General features: G+C 72.2%; 23 protein-coding genes. 15 read left to right on the top strand and 8 right to left on the bottom strand.

Annotated elements, in window-relative coordinates:
* Window positions 1-2,232, bottom strand: coding sequence for an RICIN domain-containing protein (locus OG937_35930; GenBank protein ID WUD76700.1), 2,232 nt, complete (start codon window positions 2,230-2,232; stop codon window positions 1-3).
* 605 nt (window positions 2,233-2,837) lie between these two features.
* On the opposite strand from OG937_35930, the gene OG937_35925 reads away from it, so the two are divergent.
* A complete protein-coding gene (locus OG937_35925) occupies window positions 2,838-4,133 on the top strand; it encodes a ThuA domain-containing protein (GenBank protein ID WUD76699.1) in 1,296 nt (431 codons plus the stop codon).
* 61 nt (window positions 4,134-4,194) lie between these two features.
* On the opposite strand, the gene OG937_35920 is transcribed toward OG937_35925, so the two are convergent.
* On the bottom strand, window positions 4,195-5,043 hold the full coding sequence (locus tag OG937_35920; protein ID WUD76698.1) for an NAD(P)H-binding protein: 849 nt from the start codon (window positions 5,041-5,043) through the stop codon (window positions 4,195-4,197).
* Window positions 5,044-5,174: 131 nt separating this feature from the next.
* Here OG937_35920 and OG937_35915 point away from each other — a divergent pair, with 131 nt between their 5' ends.
* Both OG937_35915 and OG937_35910 read left to right on the top strand, forming a co-directional pair.
* On the top strand, window positions 5,175-5,597 hold the full coding sequence (locus OG937_35915; GenBank protein ID WUD76697.1) for a helix-turn-helix transcriptional regulator: 423 nt from the start codon (window positions 5,175-5,177) through the stop codon (window positions 5,595-5,597).
* 106 nt (window positions 5,598-5,703) lie between these two features.
* Window positions 5,704-6,132: an SRPBCC family protein gene (locus tag OG937_35910; protein WUD76696.1), complete on the top strand. Its 429-nt coding sequence runs from the start codon at window positions 5,704-5,706 to the stop codon at window positions 6,130-6,132.
* Between the two features lie 66 nt (window positions 6,133-6,198).
* On the opposite strand, the gene OG937_35905 is transcribed toward OG937_35910, so the two are convergent.
* Window positions 6,199-8,490: a glycoside hydrolase family 3 C-terminal domain-containing protein gene (locus OG937_35905; protein WUD76695.1), complete on the bottom strand. Its 2,292-nt coding sequence runs from the start codon at window positions 8,488-8,490 to the stop codon at window positions 6,199-6,201.
* A 107-nt stretch (window positions 8,491-8,597) separates the two neighbouring features.
* Between OG937_35905 and OG937_35900 the strand changes: the two genes are divergently transcribed.
* Both OG937_35900 and OG937_35895 read left to right on the top strand, forming a co-directional pair.
* Window positions 8,598-9,698 carry a LacI family transcriptional regulator gene (locus OG937_35900; GenBank protein WUD76694.1) on the top strand — a complete coding sequence of 367 codons (1,101 nt, stop codon included), beginning with the start codon at window positions 8,598-8,600 and terminating at the stop codon, window positions 9,696-9,698.
* 109 nt (window positions 9,699-9,807) lie between these two features.
* Window positions 9,808-10,419, top strand: coding sequence for a PASTA domain-containing protein (locus tag OG937_35895; GenBank protein WUD76693.1), 612 nt, complete (start codon window positions 9,808-9,810; stop codon window positions 10,417-10,419).
* Window positions 10,420-10,490: 71 nt separating this feature from the next.
* Here the strand turns inward: OG937_35895 and OG937_35890 are convergent, their stop codons facing one another.
* On the bottom strand, window positions 10,491-11,102 hold the full coding sequence (locus OG937_35890) for a PadR family transcriptional regulator (GenBank protein ID WUD76692.1): 612 nt from the start codon (window positions 11,100-11,102) through the stop codon (window positions 10,491-10,493).
* A 152-nt stretch (window positions 11,103-11,254) separates the two neighbouring features.
* Here OG937_35890 and OG937_35885 point away from each other — a divergent pair, with 152 nt between their 5' ends.
* The gene (locus OG937_35885; protein ID WUD76691.1) at window positions 11,255-11,512 is read left to right on the top strand and encodes a hypothetical protein; all 258 of its coding nucleotides are present in this window, start codon (window positions 11,255-11,257) and stop codon (window positions 11,510-11,512) included.
* A gap of 61 nt (window positions 11,513-11,573) precedes the next feature.
* Here the strand turns inward: OG937_35885 and OG937_35880 are convergent, their stop codons facing one another.
* Window positions 11,574-12,227: a class I SAM-dependent methyltransferase gene (locus tag OG937_35880; GenBank protein WUD76690.1), complete on the bottom strand. Its 654-nt coding sequence runs from the start codon at window positions 12,225-12,227 to the stop codon at window positions 11,574-11,576.
* Between the two features lie 327 nt (window positions 12,228-12,554).
* Here OG937_35880 and OG937_35875 point away from each other — a divergent pair, with 327 nt between their 5' ends.
* The 8 genes from OG937_35875 to OG937_35840 all read left to right on the top strand — a co-directional run bounded on the left by OG937_35875 (window position 12,555) and on the right by OG937_35840 (window position 22,122).
* Complete coding sequence (locus OG937_35875; GenBank protein ID WUD76689.1) at window positions 12,555-13,451, top strand: aminoglycoside phosphotransferase family protein; 897 nt, start codon at window positions 12,555-12,557, stop codon at window positions 13,449-13,451.
* Between the two features lie 382 nt (window positions 13,452-13,833).
* Window positions 13,834-14,373, top strand: a complete 540-nt coding sequence (locus tag OG937_35870; GenBank protein WUD76688.1) for a winged helix-turn-helix domain-containing protein — start codon at window positions 13,834-13,836, stop codon at window positions 14,371-14,373.
* On the top strand, window positions 14,370-15,686 hold the full coding sequence (locus OG937_35865) for an MFS transporter (GenBank protein ID WUD76687.1): 1,317 nt from the start codon (window positions 14,370-14,372) through the stop codon (window positions 15,684-15,686). The genes OG937_35870 and OG937_35865 overlap by 4 nt, the downstream gene beginning before the upstream one ends.
* 362 nt (window positions 15,687-16,048) lie before the next feature.
* A complete protein-coding gene (locus OG937_35860; GenBank protein WUD76686.1) occupies window positions 16,049-16,606 on the top strand; it encodes a hypothetical protein in 558 nt (185 codons plus the stop codon).
* Between the two features lie 459 nt (window positions 16,607-17,065).
* Window positions 17,066-18,490, top strand: a complete 1,425-nt coding sequence (gene rox, locus OG937_35855; GenBank protein WUD78999.1) for a rifampin monooxygenase — start codon at window positions 17,066-17,068, stop codon at window positions 18,488-18,490.
* A gap of 296 nt (window positions 18,491-18,786) precedes the next feature.
* On the top strand, window positions 18,787-21,309 hold the full coding sequence (locus OG937_35850) for a phosphopantetheine-binding protein (GenBank protein ID WUD76685.1): 2,523 nt from the start codon (window positions 18,787-18,789) through the stop codon (window positions 21,307-21,309).
* 112 nt (window positions 21,310-21,421) lie between these two features.
* A complete protein-coding gene (locus OG937_35845; protein ID WUD76684.1) occupies window positions 21,422-21,661 on the top strand; it encodes a twin-arginine translocase TatA/TatE family subunit in 240 nt (79 codons plus the stop codon).
* A 98-nt stretch (window positions 21,662-21,759) separates the two neighbouring features.
* On the top strand, window positions 21,760-22,122 hold the full coding sequence (locus tag OG937_35840; GenBank protein WUD76683.1) for a hypothetical protein: 363 nt from the start codon (window positions 21,760-21,762) through the stop codon (window positions 22,120-22,122).
* Between the two features lie 4 nt (window positions 22,123-22,126).
* Here OG937_35840 and OG937_35835 read toward each other — a convergent pair whose 3' ends face one another.
* Complete coding sequence (locus OG937_35835; GenBank protein ID WUD76682.1) at window positions 22,127-23,158, bottom strand: hemolysin family protein; 1,032 nt, start codon at window positions 23,156-23,158, stop codon at window positions 22,127-22,129.
* Window positions 23,155-24,456 carry a hemolysin family protein gene (locus tag OG937_35830; protein WUD76681.1) on the bottom strand — a complete coding sequence of 434 codons (1,302 nt, stop codon included), beginning with the start codon at window positions 24,454-24,456 and terminating at the stop codon, window positions 23,155-23,157. Before OG937_35830 ends, OG937_35835 begins: the two co-directional genes overlap by 4 nt.
* Window positions 24,457-24,885: 429 nt before the next feature.
* Between OG937_35830 and OG937_35825 the strand changes: the two genes are divergently transcribed.
* Window positions 24,886-25,728 (top strand): undecaprenyl-diphosphate phosphatase, encoded by an 843-nt coding sequence (locus OG937_35825; protein WUD76680.1) that lies wholly within the window; start codon window positions 24,886-24,888, stop codon window positions 25,726-25,728.
* Between the two features lie 33 nt (window positions 25,729-25,761).
* On the opposite strand, the gene OG937_35820 is transcribed toward OG937_35825, so the two are convergent.
* Window positions 25,762-26,970 carry a serine/threonine protein kinase gene (locus OG937_35820; protein ID WUD76679.1) on the bottom strand — a complete coding sequence of 403 codons (1,209 nt, stop codon included), beginning with the start codon at window positions 26,968-26,970 and terminating at the stop codon, window positions 25,762-25,764.
* Between the last annotated feature and the right edge of the window lie 25 nt (window positions 26,971-26,995).

The following is a 26,995-nucleotide window of genomic DNA, read 5'->3' as shown; positions in this document are numbered from 1 at the left end:
TCAGGGACCGGAGACGAGGTTGGCCACGTTGTTCGCGGAGTTGGACGGGCCTCCGCTGTTGTTGATCACGTGGATGATCGTGCCCGTGCCGCCGAGGGAGACCGTCACCATGTCGTGGAAGCGGACCCCGGACACCGCGGGGACCTCGAAGGCCCGGTCGGCGACGACGGACGGGTTGACGTTGAAGTAGCAGTAACTGCCCAGGCCCCAGGCCTCGTGGCTGGTCACCGAGGGGCTGACCTTGTAGGCGTCGTAGCCGCGGGTGGAGCCGTTCATCCAGGCGGCCTGGTTGGGCGGGTCGTACGGCATCTCGTTCTGGAAGAAGTACGTGCGGCCGCCGTTGCCGTTCCAGATCACCTGGTGCTGCTGGTAGTGCTCGACGAACAGGCCGTACATCGTCACGTTCGAGCCGTTGACGATCAGGCCGTTGGCGGCGGTGTTGCTGTTCCAGCCCACCCCGCTGCCGTGGTCGGCGCGCCACAGCCACATGTGGTCGCCGATGACGTCCGAGCTGTTGACCACCAGGCTCTGGGTGGCCTTGCCGACGCCCGCACCGCCGATGCGGAAGAAGACGTCGTGCAGCGAGATCGGGTCGGCGGTGTGCCGCGCGGACGAGCCGGCGGGGCCGACCTGCATCAGTGTCTGCGAGTTGGTGGTGCCAGCGTCGATGAGCAGTCCGGCGATCTTGACGCCGTCGACGTCGGCGACGTTCACCGCGGTGATGCCGTTGTCCGGGATGACGGTGGCCAGGCCCAGGCCCAGGACGACGGTGTCGGCACGGTTGATGTTGAGCGTCTGGTTGAGGTGGTAGACCCCGGGCGTGAACAGCAGGTTCTTGCCCTGGGCGAGCGCGCCGTTGATGTCGGTGGCGGTGGCGCCGGGCTTGACGATGAAGAACTGGTCGATCGGCAGCGAACTGCCGGCCGGGCTGCCGCCCGCCCAGGTCGTGCCCTGGGTGTTGGTGCGCAGCGCCGGGACGAAGACCTTGTAGGCGCCGGCCGAGTCCACGTACAGGAACGGCTTCTCACGCGTCACCGGCGACTGGGCGACCGTGGTGTACGGCGGGCTCGGGAAGGTGTTCGCGGGGGCGTTGACGTCACCGACGAAGACCATGTTCCAGTTGGAGCCCGTCCAGCTGCCCCACTGGCTGTTCCGCGACAGCCACTGCTGCTGGGAGCCGGAGCGCACCTGGCCGTCGATCTTGGAGTCGGCGATCAGGCCGCCGCTGGACCAGCCGCCGTCGTCCAGCTGCAGGTTTCCGCGGACGTGCATGCGCCGGTACGGGGCCGCCTGCGAGACCGCCCAGCGGTCGGTGCCGCCGGTCGGGTTGACGGAGAGGTTCTCCGCGGAGCGCCAGAAGTTCTGGGTGGCGTTGCCCTGGAACCAGTCGGCCTCGGCATGGACCGCGCCGTTGATCGTCACGTCGTCCGGCGACAGGCCGAGGCCCGCGACCTGGGTGTAGAAGCCGACGTTGGCGTCGACGCTGTAGCTGCCGGGCTTGAAGAGCAGGGCGTAGCGCTGGGAGCCGAACTGGTTGGACTCCTGCTGGCCGAAGACCTGGCTGAGCCGGCTCTGGATGGCGGCCGAGGACATCGACGGGTCGAAGACCGAGACGTTGGGGCCGAGGTCGGGGGTGCCCGGCGGGTTCTGCGGGGTGTCGGTGGAGCCGAGGCTGAAGGACTGCGCGGCGGTGCCGTTGCAGGTGTACTGCTGGATGCGCGCGCCGTCGGCGGTGGAGGCGGCGGGCACGTCGAGGCACTTGCCGCTGTTGCGGTTCACGAAGTGGTACGTCCCGCCGGTCTCCTCGACCGGCAGCCACTGCTGGTTGGCGCCGCCCGAGTACGACCAGAGCTGGACCGGGGCGCCGTCCGCCGTGGAGACGTCGGTGACGTCCCAGGACTTGGCCGCGTCGTTGCGGTTGTTGACCCGCACGTAGCCGTCGCTCGTCGCCTGGAACTGCCACTGCTGCGCGGTGGTGCCGTTGCACGCGTACTGCTGGACCGCGGTGCCGTCGGCGGTGCCCGCGGCGGCGGCGTCGACGCACTTGCCGCTGTGCTTGGCGGCGACGGTCACCCAGCCGGTGGGGAGGGAGGCGGCCTGGGCCTGCGGGGCGGTCAGCACGACGGCCGACAGGCCCGAGGCGAACAGCGCGCCGAGCGCGAGCGGTGCGACGCGGCGCCGGACCCGGCCGCGTCCGGGGACGCCGCGGGACGGCGCTCCGAGGGTTCTCATGGAGGACTCCTGTGCCGCGCGGGGCGCGGCGCCGTGGGGGGTGTGAGCGGGCATGCCGAAGCGGGCGACGGCATGACGTGGCATGACGGAGGTGGGGGGTGGCCGGGCGCACGCGCCCGGCCATGCGACAGCAGCTCAAAGGTCGGATCGACCTTTCTTCACGGCGTGAAGTTAGGCTTCCGCAGCGGACACGTCAAGAGGTCGCGCTACGGATTTCGAACGCCGCCGGATGCGTGGTAGTGCCACAACCCGGCGCCTGGGCATGGCATTTGCGCAGTTGGCAGCCGATGCGACACGGTGCGGCACGGTGCGGCCGACAGGCTCCGCCGCATCCGGGCCGGACAACACTTGAAGGCGCTGTGCCGGCCGGGCCGCCCCTCGGGACCCGCGCCGCCGGACCCCCCGCCCGGACCTGCTGATCAACGGCGGCCACCTGGGCGGACGGTACTGGTCTGTACCAAAGTCTTGACTGCACCCTTCCTTCACTCCTTAAATCACGAGTTGAACAAGGCCTCCCCACCGCCTCCCCCCACCACCTCTCCCCCACCCCGCTCCCCCACCGGCGCCCCCCACACGCGCCCGCCGACCGGGAAGGACCTCCCCCCATGACCCGTGCCACGAGCGCCGCGAGGCGCGCCGCCGCCCGCCTGTTACTGCTGCTCGCCGTCCTCCTGGGCGCCGTCGCCGCCCCGGCCACGTCCGCCCCCGCCGCCGCCCCCTTCAAGGTGCTGGCGTTCTACAACGGCACCTGGGACGCGGCCCACATCAACTTCGTCAAGGAAGCCAACCAGTGGTTCCCGCAGGCGGGCGCCGCCAACGGCTTCACGTACACCTCGACGACCAACTGGAACCTGCTGACCGACGCGAACGCGCTGAAGCAGTACCAGGTCGTCCTCTTCCTCGACGACGCCCCGCAGAGCGCCGCCCAGCGCTCCGGCTTCGAGACCTACATGCGCGGCGGCGGCGCCTGGATGGGCTTCCACGTCTCGGCCTGGACCGACAACGCGCAGAGCTGGCCCTGGTACTACAACCAGTTCCTCGGCAGCGGGAACTTCCGCTCCAACACCTGGGGCCCCACCAGCGCCGTGCTGCGCGTCGAGGACCGCACCCACCCCTCCACCACGCACCTGCCCGCGACGTTCACCTCGTCGGTGAGCGAGTGGTACAGCTGGAGCAACGACCTGCGCAACAACCCGGACATCGACGTCCTGGCGTCCGTCGACCCGGTCAGCTTCCCCCTGGGCACCGACCCGAACCAGTCGTGGTACAGCGGCTACTACCCGATCCTGTGGACCAACACCAAGTACCGCATGCTGTACGCCAACTTCGGCCACAACGCGATGAACTACGACACCAACACCCCCCTGTCGTCGACCTTCGCCAGCGCCACCCAGAACACCTTCCTCCTCGACGGCCTCAAGTGGCTGGGCACCGGCTCCACGGGTGACCCCGCCCCCACCGACCCGATCTCCGAGACCTCCTGGTACTCCCTGGTCAACGCCGGCAGCGGCCGCTGCGTGGACGCCCGCGCCGCCGCCACGGCCAACGGCACCGCGATCCAGCAGTACACCTGCAACTCCACCACCGCCCAGGACTTCCGCGTGCTGTCCACCGACAGCGGCTACACGCGCCTGGCCGCCCGCAACGACACCACGAAGGCCGTGGACGTCACGGACGTCTCCACCGCCGACAACGCCGCGCTCCAGCTCTGGACGTACGGCGGCGGCGCCAACCAGCAGTGGAAGCCCGTCGCCGAGTCCGGCGGCCGCTACCACTTCACCGCCCGGCACAGCGGCAAGTGCCTCACCGCCCCCACCGGCGACCCGAGCGGCACCCAGCTGGTCCAGCGCCCCTGCGACGGCTCCGCCGCGCAGTCCTTCCAGCTCGTCGTCCGTCCCTGACCCGGGCGACGGGATCACGGTGCCGCCCCGCCCCCACGAGGGCCGGGGCGGCACCTCCGCGTCAGCGGAAGGCCGCCGCGTGGCGGGCGGCCCAGGCGGCGAAGGGCCGCGCGGGACGCCCGAGCACCGCCTCGGCGTCGGGGCCGACCCTCTGTTCGGCGGGCAGCGGCTCGCCCAGGATGTCCAGCGTGCCGTCCGCCACGGGCTCCGGCATGAAGCGCAGCATCCCCTCACGGGCCTGCTCGCGGCTGAGTTCGACGAAGCGCAGCGGGACTGCGAGTTCCCCGCCGAGCACCTCCGCCTGCCGGCGCGGGGAGACCGCTTCGGGCCCGGTCAGCACGTAGGTCCGGCCCACGTGGGACCCCTCGCGGAGGACGACCGCGGCGGCGTCGGCGACGTCCGCGGGATCGACGACCGGCAGCGCCACGTCCGCGAAGGGCGCGGCCACCGTGCGCGCAGTGCGCACCGAGTCCGCCCACGCCAGGGCGTTGGAGGCGAAGCCGCCCGAACGCAGGACCGTCCAGTCCACGCCGGAGTCGCGGACCGCCGCCTCGAAGGCCCGCAGCGGCTCGTGGGAGACCGCGTCCGGCCGGGTCCCCGCCGCCTGCGAGGAGAGCAGAACGATGCGTCGCACCCCGCTGTCCCGGGCGGCCGCCACCAGGTCGTGCGGCCTCGCCCGCGGCCCCAGCAGCTCCCCCGCCACCAGCAGGAACAGCGCCTTCGCACCGGCGAGGGCGGGCCGCAGCCCCTCCGGCGACGCGAGGTCGACGGTTACGTGACGTACGCCGGCGGGCAGCCGGTCGTCCGCGGGGGCCCGGCGTGAGAGGGCCGTCACGGGCTCGCCCGCCGCCGCCAGTGCCCGTACGAGAGGGCGTCCGACGTTCCCGGTGGCCCCTGTAACTGCGATCATTTCCGGCTCCGTTCCGGTCCGTTGGTCAACGACCCGGCGAAGCTAACACCGTGGATATAGTAGGTACCTACAGGATAGTGACTATCCCCCAAGCCCCTAGGAAGCCCCCAGGAAGCCCGCAGGGAGCCGCCATGAACGCCGAGACCGCGCACCGCGACGCCGCCCCCGGCCCGACCCCTCGCGAAGGCCCCTCCCGCACCGCCGACCCGGCACTCGCCTGCCCCATCGGCCCGGTCGTGGACCTCGTCTTCAGCCGCTGGACGACGCCGGTGCTCTGGAGCCTGCACGCCCACGGCCGGCAGCGGTTCGTCGAACTGCAGCGCCGGATCGGCGGGATCACCCCGAAGGTGCTGACGCAGCGCCTGCGCCAACTGGAGCGCGACGGACTGGTGGTCCGCACCTACCACCCGGAGGTCCCACCACGGGTCGAGTACGAGATCAGCGAGCTGGGGCGCAGCCTGGCGCCCCTGTTCGCGACGCTCGCACGCTGGTCGGACGCCCACCTGGACGAGGTGGAACAGGCGCGCGCGGCGTACGACGGCCCGATGCCCTGAGGAACGGCTGACATCCCACAGCAGTTCTGACGTTTCATCAGTATTGAAAGTTCCGGTCCCGGCCGTTACGTTCCGCTCACTCGCCGACGCAAGGGAGTGTGGTCGTATGGCCGAGGTCTCCGCACAGGCCCGCATCGCGGCTCCGGCCGAGAAGGTCTGGCGCACCCTCACCGACTTCAGCTCGCACACGCAGTGGAGCACCACGCACACCGGCTTCCCCGACGGCGGTCCGGAGCCGTTGGAGACGGGCGCGACCTACCGGGAGAACATGAAGCTGATGGGCTTCCCGGCCGAGGTGAACTGGGAGGTCACGTCCGTGGACCCCGGGCGGGGGTTCGAGATCGCCGGCAAGGGCCCGATGGCCGTGGACCTGCTGACCCGCTACAGCCTGACGCCGGACGGCGACCGGACCGACGTCCGCATCGACGGCGCCTTCAACGGCGCGGCCGTCGCCCTCATGGCGGGCAAGCTCAAGGACACCGCCACCGCCGCGCTCAACGAGTCGCTGCGCAAGCTCGCCGGTCTCGTCGAGTAGCCCGGGACGCCCCGGAAGCCGGGGACCGCAGGCGGCGTGGTCGCCGCGGTCCCCGGCGCCCGCCGCCTAACGCAGCACCGCGTCGGCGCTCTTGTCCCCCACCGTGAAGGTGTACGTCCCGCGCTCGACCCGCCGTGTCCCCGCGCCGTCGATGTCGCCCGGCGTCACGGCGAGCGCGCCGCGCGCGAAGTCGAGCCGCACGGTCCGCTTCTCGCCCGCCTTCAGGTGCACCTTGGTGAAGGCGACCAACTTGCGCGCCGGCCACAGCACCTCGCTGACCGCCCGTGACGCGTAGACAGGGACCACCAGGTCGCCGTCCCGCGCGCCGGTGTTGGAGACGGTCACCTTGACGCCCTTGGCGTCGGCGGTGAGGGCGTCGTAGGCGTACGTCGTGTACGACAGGCCCGACCCGAAGGGGTAGAGCGCGTCGTACGACGACTCCAGGCCGCCGTTCGTGCCCGGCAGCTGCTGGTAGTACATGGGCTCGTTGCCGATGTCCTTCGGCCACGAGACCGGCAGCCGCCCGCTCGGGTTGACCTTGCCGAACAGCACGTCGGCGACGGCCCCGCCGCCCTCGGTGCCGGGCAGCCAGGACATCACCAGGCCGTCGGTACCGGCCGCGTCGCCCAGGACCAGCGGACGGCCCGCGACGACCACGGTGACGACCGGCCTGCCGCTCGCCTTCAGCGCCTTGACCAGCGCCTGCTGGTCGGCCGACAGTTCGGGCCGCGGGCTGTCCGCGGCGCCCTCGGCGGCGGCCTTCTCGCCGACCACGACGACGGTCAGGTCCGCGTCCTTGGCCTGTGCCACCGCGTCGTCCGCGGTCGCGGCCCGTACGACCTCGGTGCCGGAGGGGGCCGCCGCGCGGATGCCCTCCAGGATGGTCGTCCCGGGCAGTTCGACGCCCTCGGGCACGCCCTGCCAGCCGATCGTCCATCCGCCGGCCTGGTCGTTGATGTCGTCCGCGTACGAGCCCGCCACCACGATGCGCCTGGCGTCCGCGCGCACCGGCAGCACGCCGCCCTCGTTGCGGAGCAGCACCTGCGACTCGGCCGCGGCCTGCCGCGCGAGGGCGGCGTCCGCACCGAGCACCGCCTTGTCGGCCTTGGCCGGGTCCACGTAGGGGTGCTCGAAGAGGCCGAGCTCGAACTTCATGCGCAGGACGCGCCCGACGGCCTCGTCGATGCGCCGCGTCGGGACCAGCCCGCGGTCGACGGCCGTCTTCAGACCGGTGCTCCACTCCTTGGCGAAGTACGGCTCCATCGCCATGTCGAGGCCCGCGTTGACGGCGAGGGCGATCGCCTCCGGGTAGTCCGCGGCGATCTTGTACCGGGTCTGGAGGGCGCGCACGTCCTCCCAGTCGCTGACGGTGACGCCCTTGAAGCCCCACTGCTGGCGGAGCACCTTCGTGAGCAGGTACTTCGACGCGGTGGCCGGTACGCCGTTGACGGCACCGGAGTTGACCATCACGGTCTTGGCGCCGGCCTGGACCGCCTGCCGGTAGGAGGGCAGGAGGGTGTCCTGGAGGTAGCGGACGGAGACGTCGGCGGGGACGCGGTCGTGGCCGTTGGAGGGCTCGGAGTAGCCGCCGTAGTGCTTGACGCTGGCGGCGACGCGCTTGGAGCCGCCGGCGTGCTCGATGCCCGTCACGGCGGAGGCGGCCAGCGTGCCGGCGAGCAACGGGTCCTCGCCGTAGGTCTCGTAGTAGCGGCCCCACCGCTGGTCGCGGGCGAGGTCGGCGACGGGGGCGAAGTTCCAGTCGATGCCGGTGGCGGCGACGGCGCGGGCGGTGGCCGCGGCGGAGTCCTTCACCGTGCCCGGGTCCCAGGTGGCGCCGAGGCCGATCTGGTGCGGGAAGACGGTGGCGCCGAGCACGTTGTTGTGCCCGTGGACCGCGTCCACGCCGTACAGGACGGGGATGTGCAGGCGCGTGTTGGTGACCGCGTACTTCTGGACGGCGTTGACCATCTTCGCCCAGTCCTGGGGCGTGTTCCTGGCCGGGGTCATGCCGCCGCCGGAGATCACCGAGCCGACGGGGTAGTCGGCGAGCACGGTCTTCATGCAGCTCTCGTTGAGCTCACCGCCGCTCCACTCGCAGTCGCCCTGGATGCGGGCGACCGCGACCTGGTCCATCTGACCGATCTTCTCCTGCAGGGTCATGCGCCCCAGCAGGTCCTTGACGCGCAGTTCGACGGGCGCGCCGGCCCGGGTGTAGACGGGCCCGTCGGCGCGGGCGGGGACGGAGGCGACCGCGGCGGCGCAGGCGGCCGCGGTCGAGAGGACGAGGAGGTTCCGCCACCGGTCGCGGTTTCTCCACCGGTCGCGGGTGAGGCGTGCGCGCGGTTCGTTCGTTGGCATAGCAGGCATCCCGTTCCTGTCCGGGCCCTTCCGGGCACTGGCCGTAAACGTTTCCGGCTGCTGTCGCACCCGACAGACTGACGCTGACATGACATATCGTCAAGACTGTGACCGTGCTGCGAACCCATGAGGACCCCTCGTCCGCACCCCCGCCCGGGACCGGCCCCGCGATCACCCTCCGGGAGCTCGCCCGGCGCAGCGGGGTGTCCACCGCGACCGTCTCGCGCGCGCTCAACGGCCGGGCCGAGGTCAGCCAGGCCACCCGCGAGCGCATCCGGCGGCTGGCCGGCGAACTGGGCTACGCGCCCAACGAGCCCGCCCGCACCCTGGTGCGGCGCCGATCCGACACGATCGGCCTGCTGTGGGACACCGGACACGAGTCGCGCGGCCTCCACCACCCCTTCCTGCAGGGCCTGCTGAGCTCGGTGCGCACCGCCCTGTCCGACGCGGGCTACCACCTCATGCTGCTCACCACGGCCGGGCCCGAGGACCCGCAGACGACGTACGTCCAGGCCGTGCGGCGGCACAGCCTGGAGGGCGTGATCGCGATGGGCCGGCCCGCCGACGACCGCGCCCTGCGCGCCCTGGCGGCCTCGGGCGTCCCCTGCGCCGGTCTCGACGTCGCCCTGGACGGCCCGCGCACGGTCGGCGTCGCCTCCGACAACCCCGGCGGGGCGCAGGCGGCCGTCGCCCACCTGCACTCCCTCGGACACCGCCGGATCGCCACCGTCACCGGCCCGCCGGAACTCACCCCCGCCGCCGAGCGGCTGGCCGGTTTCCGCACCGCCTGCGCACGCCTCGGGCTGGCGGTGCCGGAGGAGTACGTCGTCGCGGGGGACTTCTTCCTGGACAGCGGGCGCCGGGCGGTCCGGCGCCTGCTCGCCCTGCCCGAGCCGCCGACGGCGCTGTTCGCCGCGGGCGACATGATGGCGATCGGCGCCCTGCACGCCGTCGCCGACGCGAGGCTGTCCGTCCCCGGGGACCTGGCGGTCGTCGGCTTCGACGACATCGACGCGGCCACCCTCGTGCGCCCCGCGCTCACCACGGTCGCCCAGGACCACCGCGCCCTCGGCACCGCGGCCGTCGCGGCGCTGTGCGAGCTGCTCGACCCGCAGGCCGTCCGCCCGCTCCCGCCGCGCGTACTGCCGACGCGGCTGGTCGTCCGCGGGACCTGCGGGGCCCGGCCCGGAGCGGGCCCGGGCTCCTGACCGGACGTCACTCATAGGTGGACAGTGCGGCATTGATCCGTTGTGCCCGGGTACGGTACCGCTTGCCCCGGCCAGGCCGGGCCGATGGACCGACAGGGGAGCCCCGCCCATGCAGATCGCCCGCACCGCCGCCGCCCTCGCGCTCGCCGTCCTCGCCGCCGCCACCGCGACGGCCTGCGATCCCGCCGACGGTGGCACCACCGGCGATGGCCGGCCCCCCGCGAGCGCTGCGGCCACGGCCGGACCGGCCGACCTGCCCTCGTTCGCCGGCATGGGCCTGCAGGCCGCCCAGGACAAGGCCCAGACGCTGGGCTTCTACCGCCTGGACTCGCACGACGCGCTGGGCCGCGGCCGCGAGCAGATCTGGGACCGCGACTGGAAGGTGTGCTTCCAGCGCCCGGCCCCGGGAAGCCGGACCACCACCGTCACCGTCGACTTCGGCGCCGTGAAGCTCGCGGAGTCCTGCCCCGCCCGGGACGCTCCCCCGCCCGCCTCGGCGGGCGCCACGATGCCCGACCTCACCGGCACGTCCCTGAAGGTGGCCCGCACGACGCTCACCGCCTCGACCGGCATCACGGCGGAGGACGCCTCCGGGCGGGACCGTTTCATCCTCATGGAGAGCAACTGGAAGGTGTGCTCTCAGTCGCCCGCCGCCGGCACCGGGCTCACGGGGCAGCCGGTGGTCTTCAAGGCCGTCAAGTTCGGCGAGGCCTGCCCGTAACCCGCGGGCACGGCACGGGACACGCCGCCGGCCCGGGACGCGCACGTCCCGGGCCGGCGGCGTCGAGAGGGTCAGTCCTCGTCGGCGAGGATCAGGTAGAGCTTCTTGCGGGCCTCGTTGACCACGGTCAGCGCCTTGTCACGCTGCTCGGGCGTACCGGTCGCCCAGACCTGCCGGAAGGCGTCGACCAGGCCGGCACCCGCCTTGCGGATCTCGTTCATGGCCTCCCAGTCGATGCCGCGCCCGGCCTCCTCCCAGGGGGCGTCGGGCCCCGCCTCGGCCTCGGTACGGCCGGCCTCGGTGAGCGTGAAGAGCTTCTTGCCGCCCTCCGACGCACTGCTGATCAGGCCCTCGTCCTCCAGCAGTTGCAGCGTCGGGTAGACCGAGCCGGGGCTCGGCTTCCACGCGCCGCCGCTGCGCTCGGCGATCTCCTGGATCATCTCGTAGCCGTGCATGGGCCGGTCGGCCAGCAGCGCCAGGATCGAGGCGCGCACGTCGCCGCGCCGCGCCCGGCCCCGCGGACCTCCCCTGCCGCCCCGCCCGCCGTGCCACGGCCCGGGCCCCCAGGGCCCGCCGCCGAACGGCGGTCCGAACGGGCCGAACGCCGCGCGCCGCCCCTCCTCCTCGTGGTCGCCGCGGCCGTGATGGCCGGGCCCAAAGTGTCCATGTCCATGGGAACGCATGGTGACGCTCCTTCCATCATCGTACGGTCGCGATACCTCAACGATATATCGGTAACAGTCGCAAGGCAAGGCCCTCCCACCTGCGACGCAACGTCGCCCGCCCGATACGTAGTGGACGCGAGGCCCTGCGCTGCCTGCTGAAGCCTCGCGGCGTGACGTTCCAGCGGACCAAGACGTGGAAGGAGTCCACCGACCCTGCGCACTTCGGGCCGCTGCGGCAGTTCACCCTCGCCCACTCGAACCGCCCCAACCACACAGTCCAGACCCGCGCGCCGCATCAGTTCGTGCACTGGCGCAACCAGAACGCACGCCATCCAGGCGTCCTGGCCGCGCAGCGCCGGGAACGTGCCCGTGTCCGCAGCGAGAAGGGCATCCGCTGGGGCGGCCGCCCTCTCAACCCAGCGGTCTGACCGCCCGCCCCGCGATCGCCGGCGGTAGAGCCGCGCGGCCTCACCCCGGGAACGAGCCCCGTCAGGGCGTTGCGGGCTTGCGGGCCAGGAGGCAGGCGTGCGGTCTGTTCACGCGCCCGCCGGGCTCCTGCTCCAGCCTCGCGGTGACGACGAGTCCGGCCTGGTCCAGCAGGTCGACCATGCGGTCCAGGGGCAGGAGGTACGACTCGTAGGACACCGGACGGCCATAGCCGTGGGTCGGCTGCAGCCGCTCATTGCCGACATAGTCTCCCCAGAGCAGGTAGCCGCCGGGCGCGAGCGTGCGGTGGAACTCGGCGAACACATCCGGCAGCCACTGCGGGGGCGTGTGATGGGTGGAGTACCAGGCCAGGATGCCGCCGAGCTCGTCGTCCCTCATCTCCAGCGCGGTCATCGAGCCCTCGGTGAACCGCAGGTCCGGATAGGCGTGCCGGGCCAGCCCGACCATCTTCGGCGACAGATCGACGCCGAAGACGGGCACCCCCAGCCCGGCCAGGTGCGCCGTCACGCGTCCGGGGCCGCACCCCAGGTCCGCGACCGGCCCGGGACCCGCCGTCCGCACCAGTTCGGCAAACCCCGCCAGCATCGCGCGTGACAGCGGGTCCATCTCGGCCGGAGGCGGGACGCGCTCGACGTAATCGGCGGCGACCGTGTCGTACGACTCACGGACGGCGGTCAGAAAGGAGGGCTCAGCCATGCGGGCGACCCTAGACCAGGCAACTGACGGACCCTGGCGCGCCCTTCGGCTGACCTGCACGACATCCACCGCTGCCGGCACCCAGCCGTCACACCACGCCGGTGATCGTTTGCGGTCACGGCACTACATCACAGTGACCGACATCATCGAGGCCGTGGTGGGCGGCCGTCCCGTCTCGAGTGATCTGATCCGAAGCCGCGGCTGTGACCCTCGGTGGCCGCAAATCTCAGTTGATCTGGACCCTGGCATATGAATACTGGCTGTCGTCTCAGTTGATCTGGTCTGCCTCCGGCGTCTCGACTTGGACCAGTGGAAGGGCCTGCAAGAATGACCATGCACGATGACCAAGTGGACGTGACCACCGAAACCGTTGCGACCTTGGTCCAGGAACAGTTCCCTCAGTGGACCGGCAAGGCGATCCGACTCCTGTCGTCGACCGGGACGGTCAACGCCATCTTCCGCATCGGGAACGACCTCTCTGCGCGTTTCCCACTGCGTCTGGCCGATGCTGCCGAGGCGCTGGCGGTTCTGGAACAGGAAGCCCGGGCGAGCGCGGAACTGGCGCGGGTGTCTCGGTTCCCCGTCCCGGAACCCGTCGCCTTGGGACAGCCTGGAGCGGGTTATCCCATGCCGTGGTCGGTCCAGACATGGCTGCCGGGAACGGTTGCCTTTGATGCCGACCCGAGCGGGTCGGACGCTTTTGCCGAGGACCTTGCGGCCTTCATCGCAGCCCTCCGGGAGGCCGAGACGCTGGGGCGGCTCTTCAGCGGCGAGGGCCGTGGCGGCGTTCTCGCTCACCACGACGATTGGATGGCGAAGTGCTTCGAGGAGAGCAATGGGCTGCTCGACGTGCCCCGGCTGCGCCAGGTGTGGAGCCACTTTCGGGAGTTGCCACGCACGGGTGCCGACGTGATGAGCCACGGTGACTTGATTCCCGGCAATGTCCTGGTCGCGGGAGACCGGCTCGGCGGCGTACTCGACACCGGCGGCTTCGGCCCGGCCGACCCCGCGCTGGATCTGGTCAGTGCCTGGCACCTGTTGCAGCCAGGCCCGCGGGAAGTGCTCCGGCAGACACTGGCCTGTGACGATCTGGAGTGGGAGCGCGGCAAGGCATGGGCGTTCGAACAGGCGATGGGTGTTGTCTGGTACTACGTCGAGAGCAATCCGGCGATGAGCAGGATGGGGCGCCGGACACTCGACCGCATTCTGGGGTCGATGGAGTGATGTCGCCCCGATCGTAGGCCGTGATACAGACGATCGCTTGCCGCCCCCACCGGCACCAGCAGCACGAAACCCTTCCGCGACGCGACGCGACGCGAACGGCCTCGGCGAGGGTGGGTGCGAAAACGGCCGGCATCTCGACCGCCTCACCACTCCCCGCCCCCTCTTCACTTGGACTGTGCCTCACGTCGCGATCTGTCTTGCTCGGGTCCGCCTACCGCGCGGGCGCTTCGAGTTGACGGGGCACTGCGGCCGTGCGCAGTCCGCCGACCTGGCAGCGGGTGGGAGGCGTCGGCAGAAGGTCTCGCGCGCCGGACAGCAGCTTCCCGGAAGTCCGCGCGCAATCCCCTTGCGCAATGGTCAAGAGTCGTTGACCATTGCTCGCATGCCTACCGATGACCTTCCCGAGACGTTTCACGTCACCACGGACGAGCAGCTGCGCGCCGTTTCCAATCTCACGCGTCACCGGATCATGGCCGTGCTCCGCTTCGAGCCCGCGACGATCACGCAGATCGCCGAGCGGGTGGGTCTTGCGAAGGGGAGTTCCAGCTACCACGTACGGCTGCTGGAGCGAGCCGGCCTGGTGAAGGTGGTGCGGACGCGGAAGGTCCGGGGGGTCACCGAGCGGTACTACGCAATGGCCGCGCGGGCGATCGTGCTGCCGGATCCGGGCGAGGGAGGGCCGGATGTGCTGATGCGACATGCGGTGGCGGACCTGGAGGCAGCGCCGGCGGATGGCGAGCGGCATGTGGGGATGGCGCATCTGCGGCTCACCGAGGAGCAGTTCGCGGAGCTGGGGGCGCGGCTGCAGGCGCTGGCGGACGAGTACCGGGAGCTGTCCGATCCGTCGCTGCCGGATGCGTCACTCGTCTTCGCACTGTTCCACCCGGCATCGCGCGTGCAGGCCGAAGGGGACGCCAAGTGACCTCAGACGTACGGAATTTGCCGACCGGTTTCGGACGGCTGTGGACCGCACAGACGGTGTCCTCGCTCGGCGACGGGGTGTCGCACGCCGCGCTGCCGCTGCTCGCGTTGACGTTGACGCGGGATCCGATGGCGCTCGCCGTCGTCACGGCCGCCGGAACGCTGCCGTGGCTGCTCTTCGGGGTGCTCGGCGGTGCGCTGGTGGACCGCTGGGACCGCCGGCGCACGATGTGGGTCACGGACGCGGCGCGTGCGGTGCTGCTCGCGATACCGGCGGCGGCGGCCGCGCTCGACGGCTTGAGCATTCCACTGCTCGCGGCCGTCGCCTTCTTCCTCGGCCTCGGCGGACTCTTCTTCGACACGGCCGCCACGGCCTACCTGCCGGATCTGCTCGGCCGCGACCCCGCGTCCCTGGAGCGCGCCAACTCCCGCCTGCGCGGCACCCAGACCGCCGCGTCCGGCTTCGCCGGGCCGCCCGCGGGCAGTGCCTTGCTCGCGCTCGGGCGGGCGGTTCCGCTGCTCGCCGACGCGGTCTCGTTCGCGCTCTCCGCACTGCTCGTACGGTCACTGCCCGCCGCACCCCGGCCCGCACCGCAGGCCCGTGAGTCGCTGCTGCGGCAGGCGCGGGCCGGCGCCTCGTACGTCTTCCGGGATCAGCTGCTGCTCGGGCTCGCGCTACGTCCGGCGGTCGGGAACATCGCCTTCCTCGCCGTGGAGACCGTACTCGCGCTCTTCGCGCACGATCGTCTCGGCATCGACACCTTCGGCTTCGGCCTGCTCCTCACCGCGGAGGCCACCGGCGGTCTGCTCGGCGCAGCCATCGCCTCCCACCTCGGCCGGCGACTCGGCACCGGCGCCGCGCTGACCTGCACGGCCGCAGTCGAGGGACTCGCCATTGCGGGCCTTGCCGCCGCCCCGAACCCGTACGTCGCCGGGCTCGCGCTCGCCGTCTGCGGAGCGGGCATGGGCGCCACGATGGTGCTCGGCCCGTCCCTCCGACAGGCGATCGTCCCCGCCCACCTGATGGGCCGGGTCGCCTCCACCTCCCGCATGCTCGCCATGTGCGCCGCACCGTTCGGCGCCTTCCTCGGCGGCTGGCTGGCCACCACCTATGACGTACGCACCCCGCTCTACACCGCCGCCGGCCTCCTCCTCACTATGACCACCATCACGGCGACCATGACCGGCAATCGCCGGGTCGAGGCGGCGCTGCGTGCCGCCGCCCCGGCCGGTGATCCAATTCACCCGGAAGCCAGGGACCCCGCTCAGGAGCGTGCCGTTCAGGGCTCCGCGAGGTCGTTGAGCCAGCGCTGAGCCCAGCCCGGTGTTCCCCGCCTCGGCCCCAAAGCGTCGGCCGCCCGGCCTCCACGGGATGCAACGAGTGGCCCAGCGGGCCGGGTACGCCGCCGTCCCTCGTCGTCCTCGACAGCCGCCGGGTCAGGGACTCACCGCGGCTGCGGTCAACCTTCGGTGAGACCGGTCAGCGGCGTCGCACGACCCATGCCGGCGCGCGCAGTTACGAGGCCAGAAGCAAGATCGCAGTGAGCGGGCTCCGGTAAGACGACCTCGACGGCGCAGGTCACTTCCTCGGGTGAGCACCGCGCACGGTGCAGCGGCCGAACCCGAAGGCCGGGGCGGATGTCACGTGCACAGGCCGATCAGCCATACTGCCCGCCGTGGAGCAGAGCAGAGGTTCGAACATCCCGCTCGTACAGGCCGCCGGCATCGATCCGGCACACGTCCCCGGCATCCTGGGGCCGGAACCGGATGGAGACGACAGAACCGAGGCCGCGGCCTCCGAGACCGACAGTGCGTCCGACGCCGCGGCTGACGTGACGACCGATGCCGGGCCGTCGCCCGCCGCGGCCGCGGAAGAGTCCGCCGCCGACACCGATGACGACGCCGAAGTCACCGAAGGCTCCGGTGAGGGCCCGGTGTTCGAGGCGGCGGACCGCAGGGGGGCGATCCGGGTGGACCGGGACGGCCTCACTTTCCGGCTGGACGACACCGAGGCCGAGTTCAGTTGGAAAGAGATCGGCGCGGTCGAGGTCGACGTCCCCAAGTGGGGGCATCGCTTCGGCATCACGGTCTACCTGTCCCCGCGCCGCTGGTTCGAGACGTGGGTCGACGCGCCCAGCCGACGCCGGCTGCGGGCCTGGAGCGATGAGTTCGACGCCGTCCTCGACGTCTACTTCGAAGCCGACACCGAGAAGCACGACTCCGTGGAGCACTAGGGGTTGATTCCAGCCGTCGGTTGGGGCTGGTGTTGAGCGTAGTAGTGGGTCTCGTACTCGTGGGGTGGAACGCTGCCGACGCAGTGTGGAGACGCTGGTCAGCGGTGGCGAGTGCGACGTTGGCCAAGCCTCGTCAGGTGCGCCGTGGCTCCGGGCGTCGACGTTCTCGCCCGGGCCGTCGTGCGCTGCTTCGACGAGGTCGCGAAGGTCCACGGTGCCGACGGCTACCGGAACGCCTGGGGCAGAAAGTTCCCGCGGACCGAGCTGGAGGCCCTCCGGCGGCTGTGGCGCGAGCGCGCCTCGTCGACGGCACGATCACCAAGGGCCGCAACGACAAAGGCGAGGAGCACCGCTCCTCGCCACTCTCAACGTATAGCGCATGGGGGGCCTTGCGGCAAGGCCCCCGTCGTGCCGCAGAATCACCGCCCTGAGTCGGAACCTGCGGGGATGGGTGTGTTGATGATCGACGTCATCGTCGTCGGCGGCGGGCCGACCGGCCTGATGCTGGCCGCCGAGCTGCGGCTGCAAGGTGTGCACGCGCTCGTGCTGGAGAAGGCGGCCGAGCCGAGCGTGCAGACCCGCTCGCGCGGGCTGCACGTACGCAGCGTGGAGGTGATGGACCAGCGCGGTCTGCTGGAGCGGTTCCTCGCGCACGGCGAGAAGTTCACGGTCGGCGGGTTCTTCGGCGGCCTCGGGAAGCGGTGGCCCGACGGGCTGGACACCGCCCACTCGTACGTCCTCGCCATCCCGCAGCCGGTCACCGAGCGCCTGCTGGCCGAGCACGCCGGCGCACTCGGCGTGGAGATCCGGCGTGGCTGCGAACTGGCCGGGCTGAGCCAGGACGACGACGGGGTGACCGCCGAGCTGGCCGACGGGACGCGGCTGCGCTCGCGCTACCTCGTCGGCTGCGACGGAGGACGCAGCACCGTGCGCAAGCTGCTCGGCGTCGGCTTCCCCGGCGAGCCCTCCCGGGTCGAGACGCTGCTGGGCGAGATGGAGGTGGCCGCGCCCCCGGAGACGGTGGCCGCCGTGGTGGCCGAGGTCCGCAGGACGCAGGGGCGGTTCGGCGTCATCCCCGAGCCCAGCGGTCGGCACTGTCTCATCGTGCCCGCGGACGGGGTGGCCGAGGACCGTGCGGCGCCGGCCTTCGAGGAGTTCAAGGAGCGGCTGCGGGCGGTCGCCGGCACCGACTTCGGCGTGCACTCGCCGCGCTGGCTCTCCCGCTTCGGCGACGCCACCCGGCAGGCGGAGCGCTACCGGGTGGGCCGGGTGCTGCTCGCCGGCGACGCGGCGCACGTCCACCCGCCGACCGGCGGGCAGGGGCTGAACCTCGGCATCCAGGACGCGTTCAACCTCGGCTGGAAGCTCGCCGCCGCGGTGAACGGCTGGGCGCCGGAGGCGCTGCTGGACAGCTACCACGCCGAACGGCACCCGGTGGCCGCCGCCGTGCTGGACAACACCCGCGCGCAGATGCACCTGCTGTCCACCGAGCCGGGTCCGCAGGCCGTGCGCCGGCTGCTGGCGGAGCTGATGGACTTCGAGGAGGTGAACCGGCACCTGATCGAGAAGATCACCGCGATCGGGATCCGGTACGACTTCGGCGAGGGCCACGACCTGCTCGGCCGGCGGCTGCGGGACGTGGAGCTGAAGCGAGGGCGGCTGTACGGCCTGACGCACGCCGGCCGCGGCCTGCTGCTGGACCGGACGGGCGGGCTGTCGGTGGCCGGTTGGGAGGACCGGGTCGACCACGTCGTCGACGTCGCCGAGGAACTGGACGTCCCCGCGGTGCTGCTGCGCCCGGACGGCCACGTCGCCTGGGCCGGCGAGGACCAGCGGGAGCTGCTCGGCGTCCTCCCCCGGTGGTTCGGCGCCGCCGCCCACTGACCACCCGCGCCCCCGGCGCCCAACGGCCACGCGGCCGCTGGGCTCCGCCCGGGCCGGGTCCGGCGCCCGTCACCAGGGGGTATCACGTTCCGCCGACGCGGAGTTGCCGAAGGTGACGGCCCGGCCGAGTGGCGTCTGCGGCCCCCGGGGCCGAGACTGCGAGTACGACACACACCCGATGCCGGACACAGGGCACACCCACAGCTTCCGGATCGCTCGCTCGGACGTTGGCCGAGGCGGTGTCGCCTCGGTGCTCAGCTCGACCGCACGTGGTCCGCACCTCTCATGGAGCCGCCATGGCGGACATCCCGGTCGACGTCCTGACCCCCGATCCCGACGAGTCCTCTGCCACCGACCGCGAACGGATCCTCGCCGAGGTGCTGGCGCCGGTCGTGCAGGCCGAGCACGTCCCGCTCGACGGCAACTTCTTCACCGACCTCGGCGCGGACTCCATGGTGATGGCCCGCTTCTGCGCGCGGCTCAGGAAGCGCCAGGACATGCCGTCCGTCTCGATCAAGGACGTCTACCGCCATCCGACCGTCAGGAGCCTGGCGGCGGCCCTCGCGGAAGCCCCGCCGCCGGCTGCCGTGCCGGCCGCCGCCTCCCCGGTGGCGGCGCCGTACGGACCGGGCACGCCGGGGAGCCGGTCCGGTACGCCGCGTTACGTGCTGTGCGCGACGCTGCAACTGCTGTTCTTCCTCGCCTACTCCTATGCCGCGGCGCTCGTCTTCGCGGGCGGCGTGGAGTGGATCGCGAACGGTTCCGGGCTGCTCGGCACCTATCTGCGGGCGGTCGTCTTCGGGGCCGTCGTCTTCCTCGGGGTGTGCGTGCTGCCCATCGTGGCCAAGTGGGTGCTCGTCGGCCGGTGGCGCCCACGGGAGATCCGCCTCTGGAGCCTGGCGTACGTCCGCTTCTGGTGCGCCAAGACGCTCATCCGGGCGAACCCGCTGGCGCTGTTCGCCGGGTCCCCGGTCTACTCCCTGTACCTGCGGGCGCTCGGTGCGAGGATCGGACGCCGCGTCACGATCCTCACCCGTCACGTACCGGTCTGCACCGACCTGCTCACCGTCGGCGACGGCACGCTGATCCGCAAGGACGTCTTCCTCAACTGCTACCGGGCGCAGTCCGGGGTGATCCGCACCGGGACGGTCACCCTCGGCAGGGACGTGCTGATCGGCGAGGCGACGGTGCTCGACATCGGGACCGCCATGGGCGACGGCACCCAGCTCGGGCACGCCTCCTCGCTGCACGCCGGCCAGTCCGTGCCCGACGGCGAACGCTGGCACGGGTCCCCGGCCCAGCCGGCCGAGGTGGACCACCGCCGCTCCGCCGACGCCGTCCGCTGCGGCGCCGTCCGCAGGGCCGCCTACGCGGCGACGCAGGTGCTGACGGCCCTGATCGTGTACGTCCCCCTGGCCGTCGGCGGCGCCGTCCTGGTGGTCGCCGCGGTCCCGCAGTTCGAGGCGCTGCTGCGACCCGGGCCCACGGCGCTGACGAGCTGGACGTTCTACGCCGACGCCCTGGCCGCGTCCGCGATCTTCTTCTTCGGCGGAGTCGTCGCCGGGGCCCTGCTGTCCGTGAGCGTCCCGCGCGTGCTGGGCCTCCTCGTCCGGCCGGACACGGACTACCCCCTGTTCGGCTTCCGCTACGGGGTGCACCGGGCCGTCGGCTTCCTCACCAACCGGCGCTTCCACAAGGTGCTGTTCGGCGACAGCTCGGCGATCGTCCCCTACCTGAGCCGCCTCGGCTACGACCTGGGCGACGTCGAGCAGACCGGCTCCAACTTCGGCCTCACGGTGCGGCAGGACACCCCCGGCCTGACCAGCGTCGGCAGGGGGACGATGATCGCCGACGGGCTGTCGGTCATCAACACCGACTACACCGGCACGTCCTTCCGGACGTCACGGGTGACGATCGGCCCGCACAACTTCCTGGGCAACTACATCGCCTTCCCCGCCCGCGGCAGGACCGGTGACAACTGCCTCCTGGCCACAAAGGTGATGGTCCCGCTCGACGGGGAGGTCCGCGAAGGCGTGGGGCTGCTCGGCTCGCCCAGCTTCGAGATCCCCCGGTCCGTCCTGCGCGACAGCAGGTTCGACCACCTCAAGGACGGCGCGACCTTCCGGCGCCGCCTGGCGGCGAAGAACAAGCACAACGCCGCCACCATGGCCCTGCACCTGATGTCGCGGTGGCTGTTCTTCTTCTCGGTCGCGCTGGTGGTGTCGGTCGCCGCGGACCTCTACGGCACGCTCGGCCCGGCGGTGATCGCGCTCGCCAACGTCCTCACGGTGCTGTTCGCCGTCGGCGACATGATGCTGACCGAGCGCGCCACCGCGGGCCCGGGCGGTCTGCGGCCGCTGTACTGCTCGATCTACGAGCGTCCCTTCTGGCGGCACGAGCGCTACTGGAAGATCACCAACCCGACCGAGGCGATCGCGGTCCTCAACGGCACGCCCTTCAAGACCGTCGTCTGGCGGCTGCTCGGCGTCCGGATCGGCAGCCGGGTCTTCGACGACGGCTGCTACGTGCCGGAACGGTCCCTCGTCGCCATCGGCGACGAATGCGTCCTCAACGAGGGCACCCGGATCCAGTGCCACTCGCAGGAGGACGGCACCTTCAAGTCCGACCGCACCACGCTGGGCAGCCGTTGCACCGTCGGCGTGGGCGCCCTCGTCCACTACGGCGTCACGATGGGCGACGGGGCGGTCCTCGCGCCCGACTCCTTCCTGATGAAGGGCGAGGAGGTCCCGGAGCGGGCTCACTGGGGCGGCAACCCGGCCCGGGAGATGCTCGGCACCGTGGCCGGCGCTCCCGGCTGAAGCCGCCCCGCGGGAACGCTCGCGCCCCCGCTCGTCTCCACAGTCCTGTAGTTTCCTCAGGGTCGTCACCACGGGCGCCCCGCGCCCCGTCCCATCGGAGGGAACCGGCACGATGTTCGGCCTCAGCGAGCTCGCCCTGCTGCTCATCGTGGTCATCGTCCTGATCGGCATCAGGAAGCTCCCCGGCCTCGTGCGCTCCGCCGGGAAGGCCACCCGCATCCTCAAGAGCGAGGCCGCGGCCATGAAGGCGGACGACGACCCGTCCGCCGACGGACCCGCCCCGCGCGTCATCCGGGCGGCCCCCGGGGACGTGACCCGCAGGACCGACGAGGTGGACGGCACCGGGCGCTGAGCCTCCACCGGCCGTCGAGCGCGCGGTCGCGGACGCCTGCTTGACGGCCGTGCGAACATCGCCTGGTACGGACCGCCGGGTGAGGGGCAGGGGGAGCCGTGACGGGGTTCGAGATCGCGCTGGTCATCCTCGCGGGCGGTTATGTCACCGGAGGTGCCTACGACCGGCTGAGGAAGGCCGCGACCGAGCGGCGCAAGGCCCGGCAGCAGGAGCTGAACGGGCCGCAGCCGGTGTGCGGTTGCGGGCACCACCTCGCCTACCACGACGCGCGCGAGGGCCTGTGCTACGCCTCCGTCCCGGCACCGTCCGGCCGCAAGGACGAGTCCGGCGACAAGGACGAGGACGAGGACCGGCGGTGTCCGTGCCGGCGGTACGCCGGCCCGGAACCGCTGGCGACCCTGTACGCGCCGGAGATCGCCGCGCCGCCCGCGGAACGTCCCCGGCCCGACGCCGCCGGGTAGTGGCTCAGGCCGCCTCCTCGACCGCCGTGGCCGGTCCGACGAGCTCCTCGAGGACGTCCTCCATCGTGACGTAGCCGAGCAGCGTGCCGTCGTCCCCGGTGACCGCGGCGAGGTGGGTGCCCGCGGCCCGCAGGGCGGTGAGCGTGTCGTCCAGCGGGGTGGTGGGGCGGAGCCGGATGACGGGGTGGAAGGCGCTCCGGGGGTAGGGACGGTCGCGCTCGGCGGCGCCGAGGGTGTCCTTGATGTGGAGGTAGCCCAGGACGCCGCCGTCGGCGCCGGTGACCGGCAGGCGGGAGTAGCCGGACGCGGCGGCGGTCCGCTCCAGCTCGTCCGGGGTGACCCGCTCGCCGACGGTGACCATGCGGCCGGCCGGTACGAGGATCTCCCCCACCGGACGGCTGCCGAGTTCCAGGGCGTCGCGCAGGCGCTCGCCACCCGTGGCGTCGAGCAGGCCGGCGGCGCTGGAGTCCTGGACCAGGCGGGCCAGTTCGTCGTCGGTGAAGACGGCCGCGACCTCGTTCTTCGGCTCGACGCGCAGCAGCCGCAGCAGGGCGTTGGCGAAGGCGTTGATGCCGAAGACCACCGGGCGCAGCGCGCGGGTGACGGCCACCAGCGGCGGGCCGAGCAGCAGCGCGGCGCGCTCGGGTGCGGCGAGCGCGATGTTCTTGGGCACCATCTCGCCGACCAGCATGTGCAGGTAGGTGGCCGCGGTCAGGGCGATCACGAACGAGATCGGGTGCACCAGCGCGTGCGGGGCGTGCGCGGCCTCGAAGGCCGGCTCCAGCAGGTGCGCGATGGCGGGTTCCGCGACCGCACCCAGCACCAGCGAGGAGACGGTGATGCCCAGCTGCGCGGTGGCCAGCAGGGCGGACAGGTGTTCCAGACCCCACAGCACGGTGCGGGCGCGCTTGTCGCCTCCTTGCGCGCGCGGCTCGATCTGGCTGCGCCGTACGGAGATCAGGGCGAATTCGCCGCCCACGAAGAAGGCGTTCGTCAGCAGCGTGAGGGCGCCGACGGCGAGCTGCAGCGCGGTCATCGGGCGTCCTCCGGGATGCGTGCGACGCGGACCCGCTCGGCGACGTGGTGGTCGACGCTGAGCACGGTGAAGCGCCAGCCGTCGACCTCGGCGGCGTCGCCCCGGGCGGGGATCCTGCCGAGGGTGGCGGCCAGCAGCCCGGCGACGGTCTCGTACGGGCCCTCGGACGCGGTGAGGCCGATGCCGGAGAGCTGGTCCATGCGGACGTTGCCGTCCGCCTCCCAGGACCCGTCGCCGGCGGGGGCGAGGTCGGGCCGCTGCTGGGGGTCGTGCTCGTCGCGCACGTCGCCGACGACCTCCTCCACGACGTCCTCGACGGTGACGACACCGGCCGTGCCGCCGTACTCGTCGATGACGACGGCCATGGTGCGGCGGCTGCGCATCCGGTCCAGCAGCCGGTTCACGGGCAGGCTGTCGGGCACGAGCAGCGGCGCGGTGGCCAGCGCGCTCACGGGTGTGGTGGCGCGTTCCGCGGCCGGAAGGGCCAGGACGTCACGGATGTGGACGGTGCCGATGACCTCGTCGAGGCCGTCCCTGTACACGGGGAAGCGGGACAGTCCGGTGGACAGCGACAGGGCGGCGGCGTCGGCGGCGCTCGCGTGGGCCTCCAGGGCCCGTACGTCCACGCGCGGGGTCATGACGTTCTCCGCGGTCAGCTCGCTCAGGTGGAGCGTGCGGACGAAGAGCTCGGCGGAGTCGGGCTCCAGGACGCCCACGGCGGCGGAGTGGCGGGCCAGGGCCCGCAGCTCGTCCGGTGTGCGGGCGGAGGCCAGTTCCTCGGCCGGTTCCAGGCCGAACCTGCGCACCAGACGGTTCGCGGCGTCGTTGAGGTGGTTGATCAGCGGCGAGAAGGCCGCGGTGAAGCCGCGCTGCGGCCCGGCCACCACCTTGGCGACGGCCAGCGGGCTGGAGATCGCCCAGTTCTTGGGCACCAGCTCGCCGATCACCATCAGCACCACGGTCGAGACGACGACACCCAGGACGGTCGCCGTCATGGACGCGGCGCCCTCGGGCAGGCCGGCGGCCTCGATCGGGCCGCTCAGCAGCACCGCCAGGGACGGTTCGGCGAGCATGCCGATGACCAGCGAGGTCACCGTGATGCCCAGCTGCGCGCCGGACAGCTGCAGCGTCAGCCGCCGCACGGCCTTGAGGGCGCCGTCCGCGCCGCGCTCACCGGCGGCGGCGGAACGTTCCAGCTCACCGCGCTCCACCGTGGTCAGGGAGAACTCCGCCGCGACGAACACCGCACAGGTCAGGGTCAGCAGCAGGGCCAGCAGGAGGAGCAGCACTTCGGTCACCGTGTCACCCCCGTTCCCACGCCTCGGCGGGCCTCTCGGGGGATGACACGGTCGGTACTCGGGGGATGGTCCATCGCGGGAACCGCGGCTCCTTCTTCGTGCTCGGTACGACGGGTTTCCCCCATGGTAAAGGAAGCGCAAAAGTCACGGTCGGCGGACGGACCCCTGGTCACTGGCCGCCCTCTCCCCTCACGACCGGCCGGAGACCGCTCGGCCATCAGGGCGTCTTGGGAACTTCTTTACCTGACGCGATAGTTCTGCGGGTGGCCCGCAGGGTGCCGACGGCCGGCGGCACGGCCCGATCCACCGCGGGCCGCATCCCGACCGTCTCCGGCCACCGCCACCGTACGACCTCATCTCGCGCACCTCTCCCGAGCGGCGCCGCCGCCGGGCCGCCGCCCCGTCGACCATCCGTGGAGTCACCCCCCGATGTCCTGGTTCGAAGCCGCCGTCCTCGGCTTGCTGCAGGGGCTCACCGAGTTCCTGCCCGTGTCCTCCAGCGCGCACCTGCGTGTGTTCTCCGCCCTGGCCGGCTGGAAGGACCCGGGGTCCGCCTTCACGGCCGTGACGCAGCTGGGCACCGAGACGGCCGTGCTGATCTACTTCCGCCGCGACATCGTCTCGATCGTCAAGGCCTGGACGACGTCCCTCTTCGTGCCCGACCGGCGCAAGGACCCGAACGCCCGCATGGGCTGGTTCGTCATCATCGGGACGATCCCCATCGCGGTCCTCGGTGCGGTGTTCCAGCACAGCATCGAGACGTCACTGCGCGATCTGCGGATCACCGGCACCGTGCTGATCCTCTTCGGGCTGGTCCTCGCCGTGGCCGACCGCAGCCGGGCGATCCGCAACGCCAAGCCCATCACCGAGCTGACGCTCCCCCACGCCCTCGGCTACGGCTTCGCCCAGTCCCTCGCCCTCATCCCCGGCGTCTCCCGCTCCGGCGGCACCATCAGCGCGGGGCTCTTCCTCGGCTACAGCCGTGAGGCGGCGGCCCGTTACTCGTTCCTGCTGGCCATCCCCGCGGTGCTCGCGTCCGGCACCCTGGAGCTGTTCAAGATCGGCGACGGCGCCGCCCCCGCCTGGGGGCCGACGCTGCTCGCCACCGGGATCGCCTTCGTCGTGGGCTACGCGGCCATCGCCTGGTTCCTCAAGTACGTCTCCACGCACAGCTTCACGCCGTTCGTGATCTACCGCGTGCTCCTCGGCGTACTGATCATCGGGCTGGTCGCCGCCGGGGCGGTCGCACCGGGCGCGGGAGACGTGGGCTGACCGGCCCTCCCTGTCCCCGCCCCGGTCCTCGGGTCAGTCCTCGTCGTCCGAGTCGTCGTCGCCCTGGTCGTCGTGGCCGGCGGACGGCGTACCGGCGCCGGGCGCGGGTCCGGTCCCCTGGGTCGGCGTCGCGCTCGGACCGGTGGTGGGGGTCTTCGCGGAGCTGCTCTCCGGCGAGAACAAGAGCATGCCGAGGAGCACCGCCACCGCGAAGGCCACCACCCCGGCGATGGCGCTCGCGACGCGGGGCCGGTAGCGGATGAACTCGCCGGGGCTGCGCCGCTGTGCCGGAGCCGACCGCCGCCTCGACGCCGGCGCCGACCGCGCGGAGCGTGCCGCCGTCGGCCGCACCCGCGCCGCGGTACCGGCCTCGTGGCCCGCGACGTTCGGGGCGCCGTGCGACGGCACGGTGGCGGGCAGGGACACCGGGTGCGCGCGCCACGCGTCGGTGCGGAACCAGTCGGCCACGTCCTGGGCCGTCGGCCGGTCCTCCGGCTGCTTGGCGAGGAGCCCGAGCAGGTACCCCTCGAAGGCGGCGGGCAGGTCGGCGCCCAGCTGGGAGGGCGGCACGGGCGCGCTGTCGATGTGCTGGTAGAGCAGGGCCGTGGCGCTGTCGCCCTGGAACGGCGTACGGCCCGTCAGCAGCTGGTACAGGACGCACCCGAGGGCGTAGACGTCGGAGGCCGGCCCCGCGGTCCGGCCCAGTGCCCGTTCGGGGGCGAGGTAGAGGCTGGTGCCGACGATCTGTCCGGTCATGGTGAGCGCGGCGGCCGGATCGTCGACGAACCGGGCGATTCCGAAGTCACCGATCTTGAGCGATCCGGCGGCGTCGAGCATCAGGTTGCCGGGCTTGATGTCGCGGTGGACGATGCCCTGCTGGTGGGCGGCCGCCAGACCCGCGGCCGCCTGCGCGGCGACGACCGCGACGTGTTCGGCGCCGAGCACGTGCCCTGCCTCCAGCAGCTGGCCCAGGCTGTCGCCCTCGACCAGTTCCATGACGAGGAAGAACCGCCCGTCCCAGGAACCGAAGTCGAAGACCGCCACGACGTGCGGGTGACCCAGGCGCGCCGCCGTCTGCGCCTCCAGCCGGAACCGCGCGGCCGCCGAGGCGTCGGAACCGTCGCCCAGCAGGAGCTTCACGGCGACGGGACGTCCCAGCACCTCGTCGGTCGCCCGCCACACCTCGCCCATGCCACCGCGGCCGATGGGCGCGTCCAAGCGATACCGATCCGCCACCAGCACGTCGTACGACCTCGATCCCGCGAGC

The sequence above is a fragment of the Streptomyces sp. NBC_00510 genome, from assembly GCA_036013505.1.
GTDB lineage: Bacteria > Actinomycetota > Actinomycetes > Streptomycetales > Streptomycetaceae > Actinacidiphila.
The sequence above is the reverse complement of the archived record's forward strand: the minus strand, read 5'-3'. Positions and strand labels throughout refer to the sequence as shown.

Bases quoted from the DNA above. Each gene is read 5' to 3' on its own strand.
- OG937_35930 (WUD76700.1), bottom strand. From the start codon at position 2,232: ATGAGAACCCTCGGAGCGCCGTCCCGCGGCGTCCCCGGACGCGGCCGG.
- OG937_35925 (WUD76699.1), top strand. From the start codon at position 2,838: ATGACCCGTGCCACGAGCGCCGCGAGGCGCGCCGCCGCCCGCCTGTTA.
- OG937_35920 (WUD76698.1), bottom strand. From the start codon at position 5,043: ATGATCGCAGTTACAGGGGCCACCGGGAACGTCGGACGCCCTCTCGTA.
- OG937_35915 (WUD76697.1), top strand. From the start codon at position 5,175: ATGAACGCCGAGACCGCGCACCGCGACGCCGCCCCCGGCCCGACCCCT.
- OG937_35910 (WUD76696.1), top strand. From the start codon at position 5,704: ATGGCCGAGGTCTCCGCACAGGCCCGCATCGCGGCTCCGGCCGAGAAG.
- OG937_35905 (WUD76695.1), bottom strand. From the start codon at position 8,490: ATGCCAACGAACGAACCGCGCGCACGCCTCACCCGCGACCGGTGGAGA.
- OG937_35895 (WUD76693.1), top strand. From the start codon at position 9,808: ATGCAGATCGCCCGCACCGCCGCCGCCCTCGCGCTCGCCGTCCTCGCC.
- OG937_35890 (WUD76692.1), bottom strand. From the start codon at position 11,102: ATGCGTTCCCATGGACATGGACACTTTGGGCCCGGCCATCACGGCCGC.
- OG937_35880 (WUD76690.1), bottom strand. From the start codon at position 12,227: ATGGCTGAGCCCTCCTTTCTGACCGCCGTCCGTGAGTCGTACGACACG.
- OG937_35875 (WUD76689.1), top strand. From the start codon at position 12,555: ATGACCATGCACGATGACCAAGTGGACGTGACCACCGAAACCGTTGCG.
- OG937_35870 (WUD76688.1), top strand. From the start codon at position 13,834: ATGCCTACCGATGACCTTCCCGAGACGTTTCACGTCACCACGGACGAG.
- rox (WUD78999.1), top strand. From the start codon at position 17,066: ATGATCGACGTCATCGTCGTCGGCGGCGGGCCGACCGGCCTGATGCTG.
- OG937_35850 (WUD76685.1), top strand. From the start codon at position 18,787: ATGGCGGACATCCCGGTCGACGTCCTGACCCCCGATCCCGACGAGTCC.
- OG937_35845 (WUD76684.1), top strand. From the start codon at position 21,422: ATGTTCGGCCTCAGCGAGCTCGCCCTGCTGCTCATCGTGGTCATCGTC.
- OG937_35835 (WUD76682.1), bottom strand. From the start codon at position 23,158: ATGACCGCGCTGCAGCTCGCCGTCGGCGCCCTCACGCTGCTGACGAAC.
- OG937_35825 (WUD76680.1), top strand. From the start codon at position 24,886: ATGTCCTGGTTCGAAGCCGCCGTCCTCGGCTTGCTGCAGGGGCTCACC.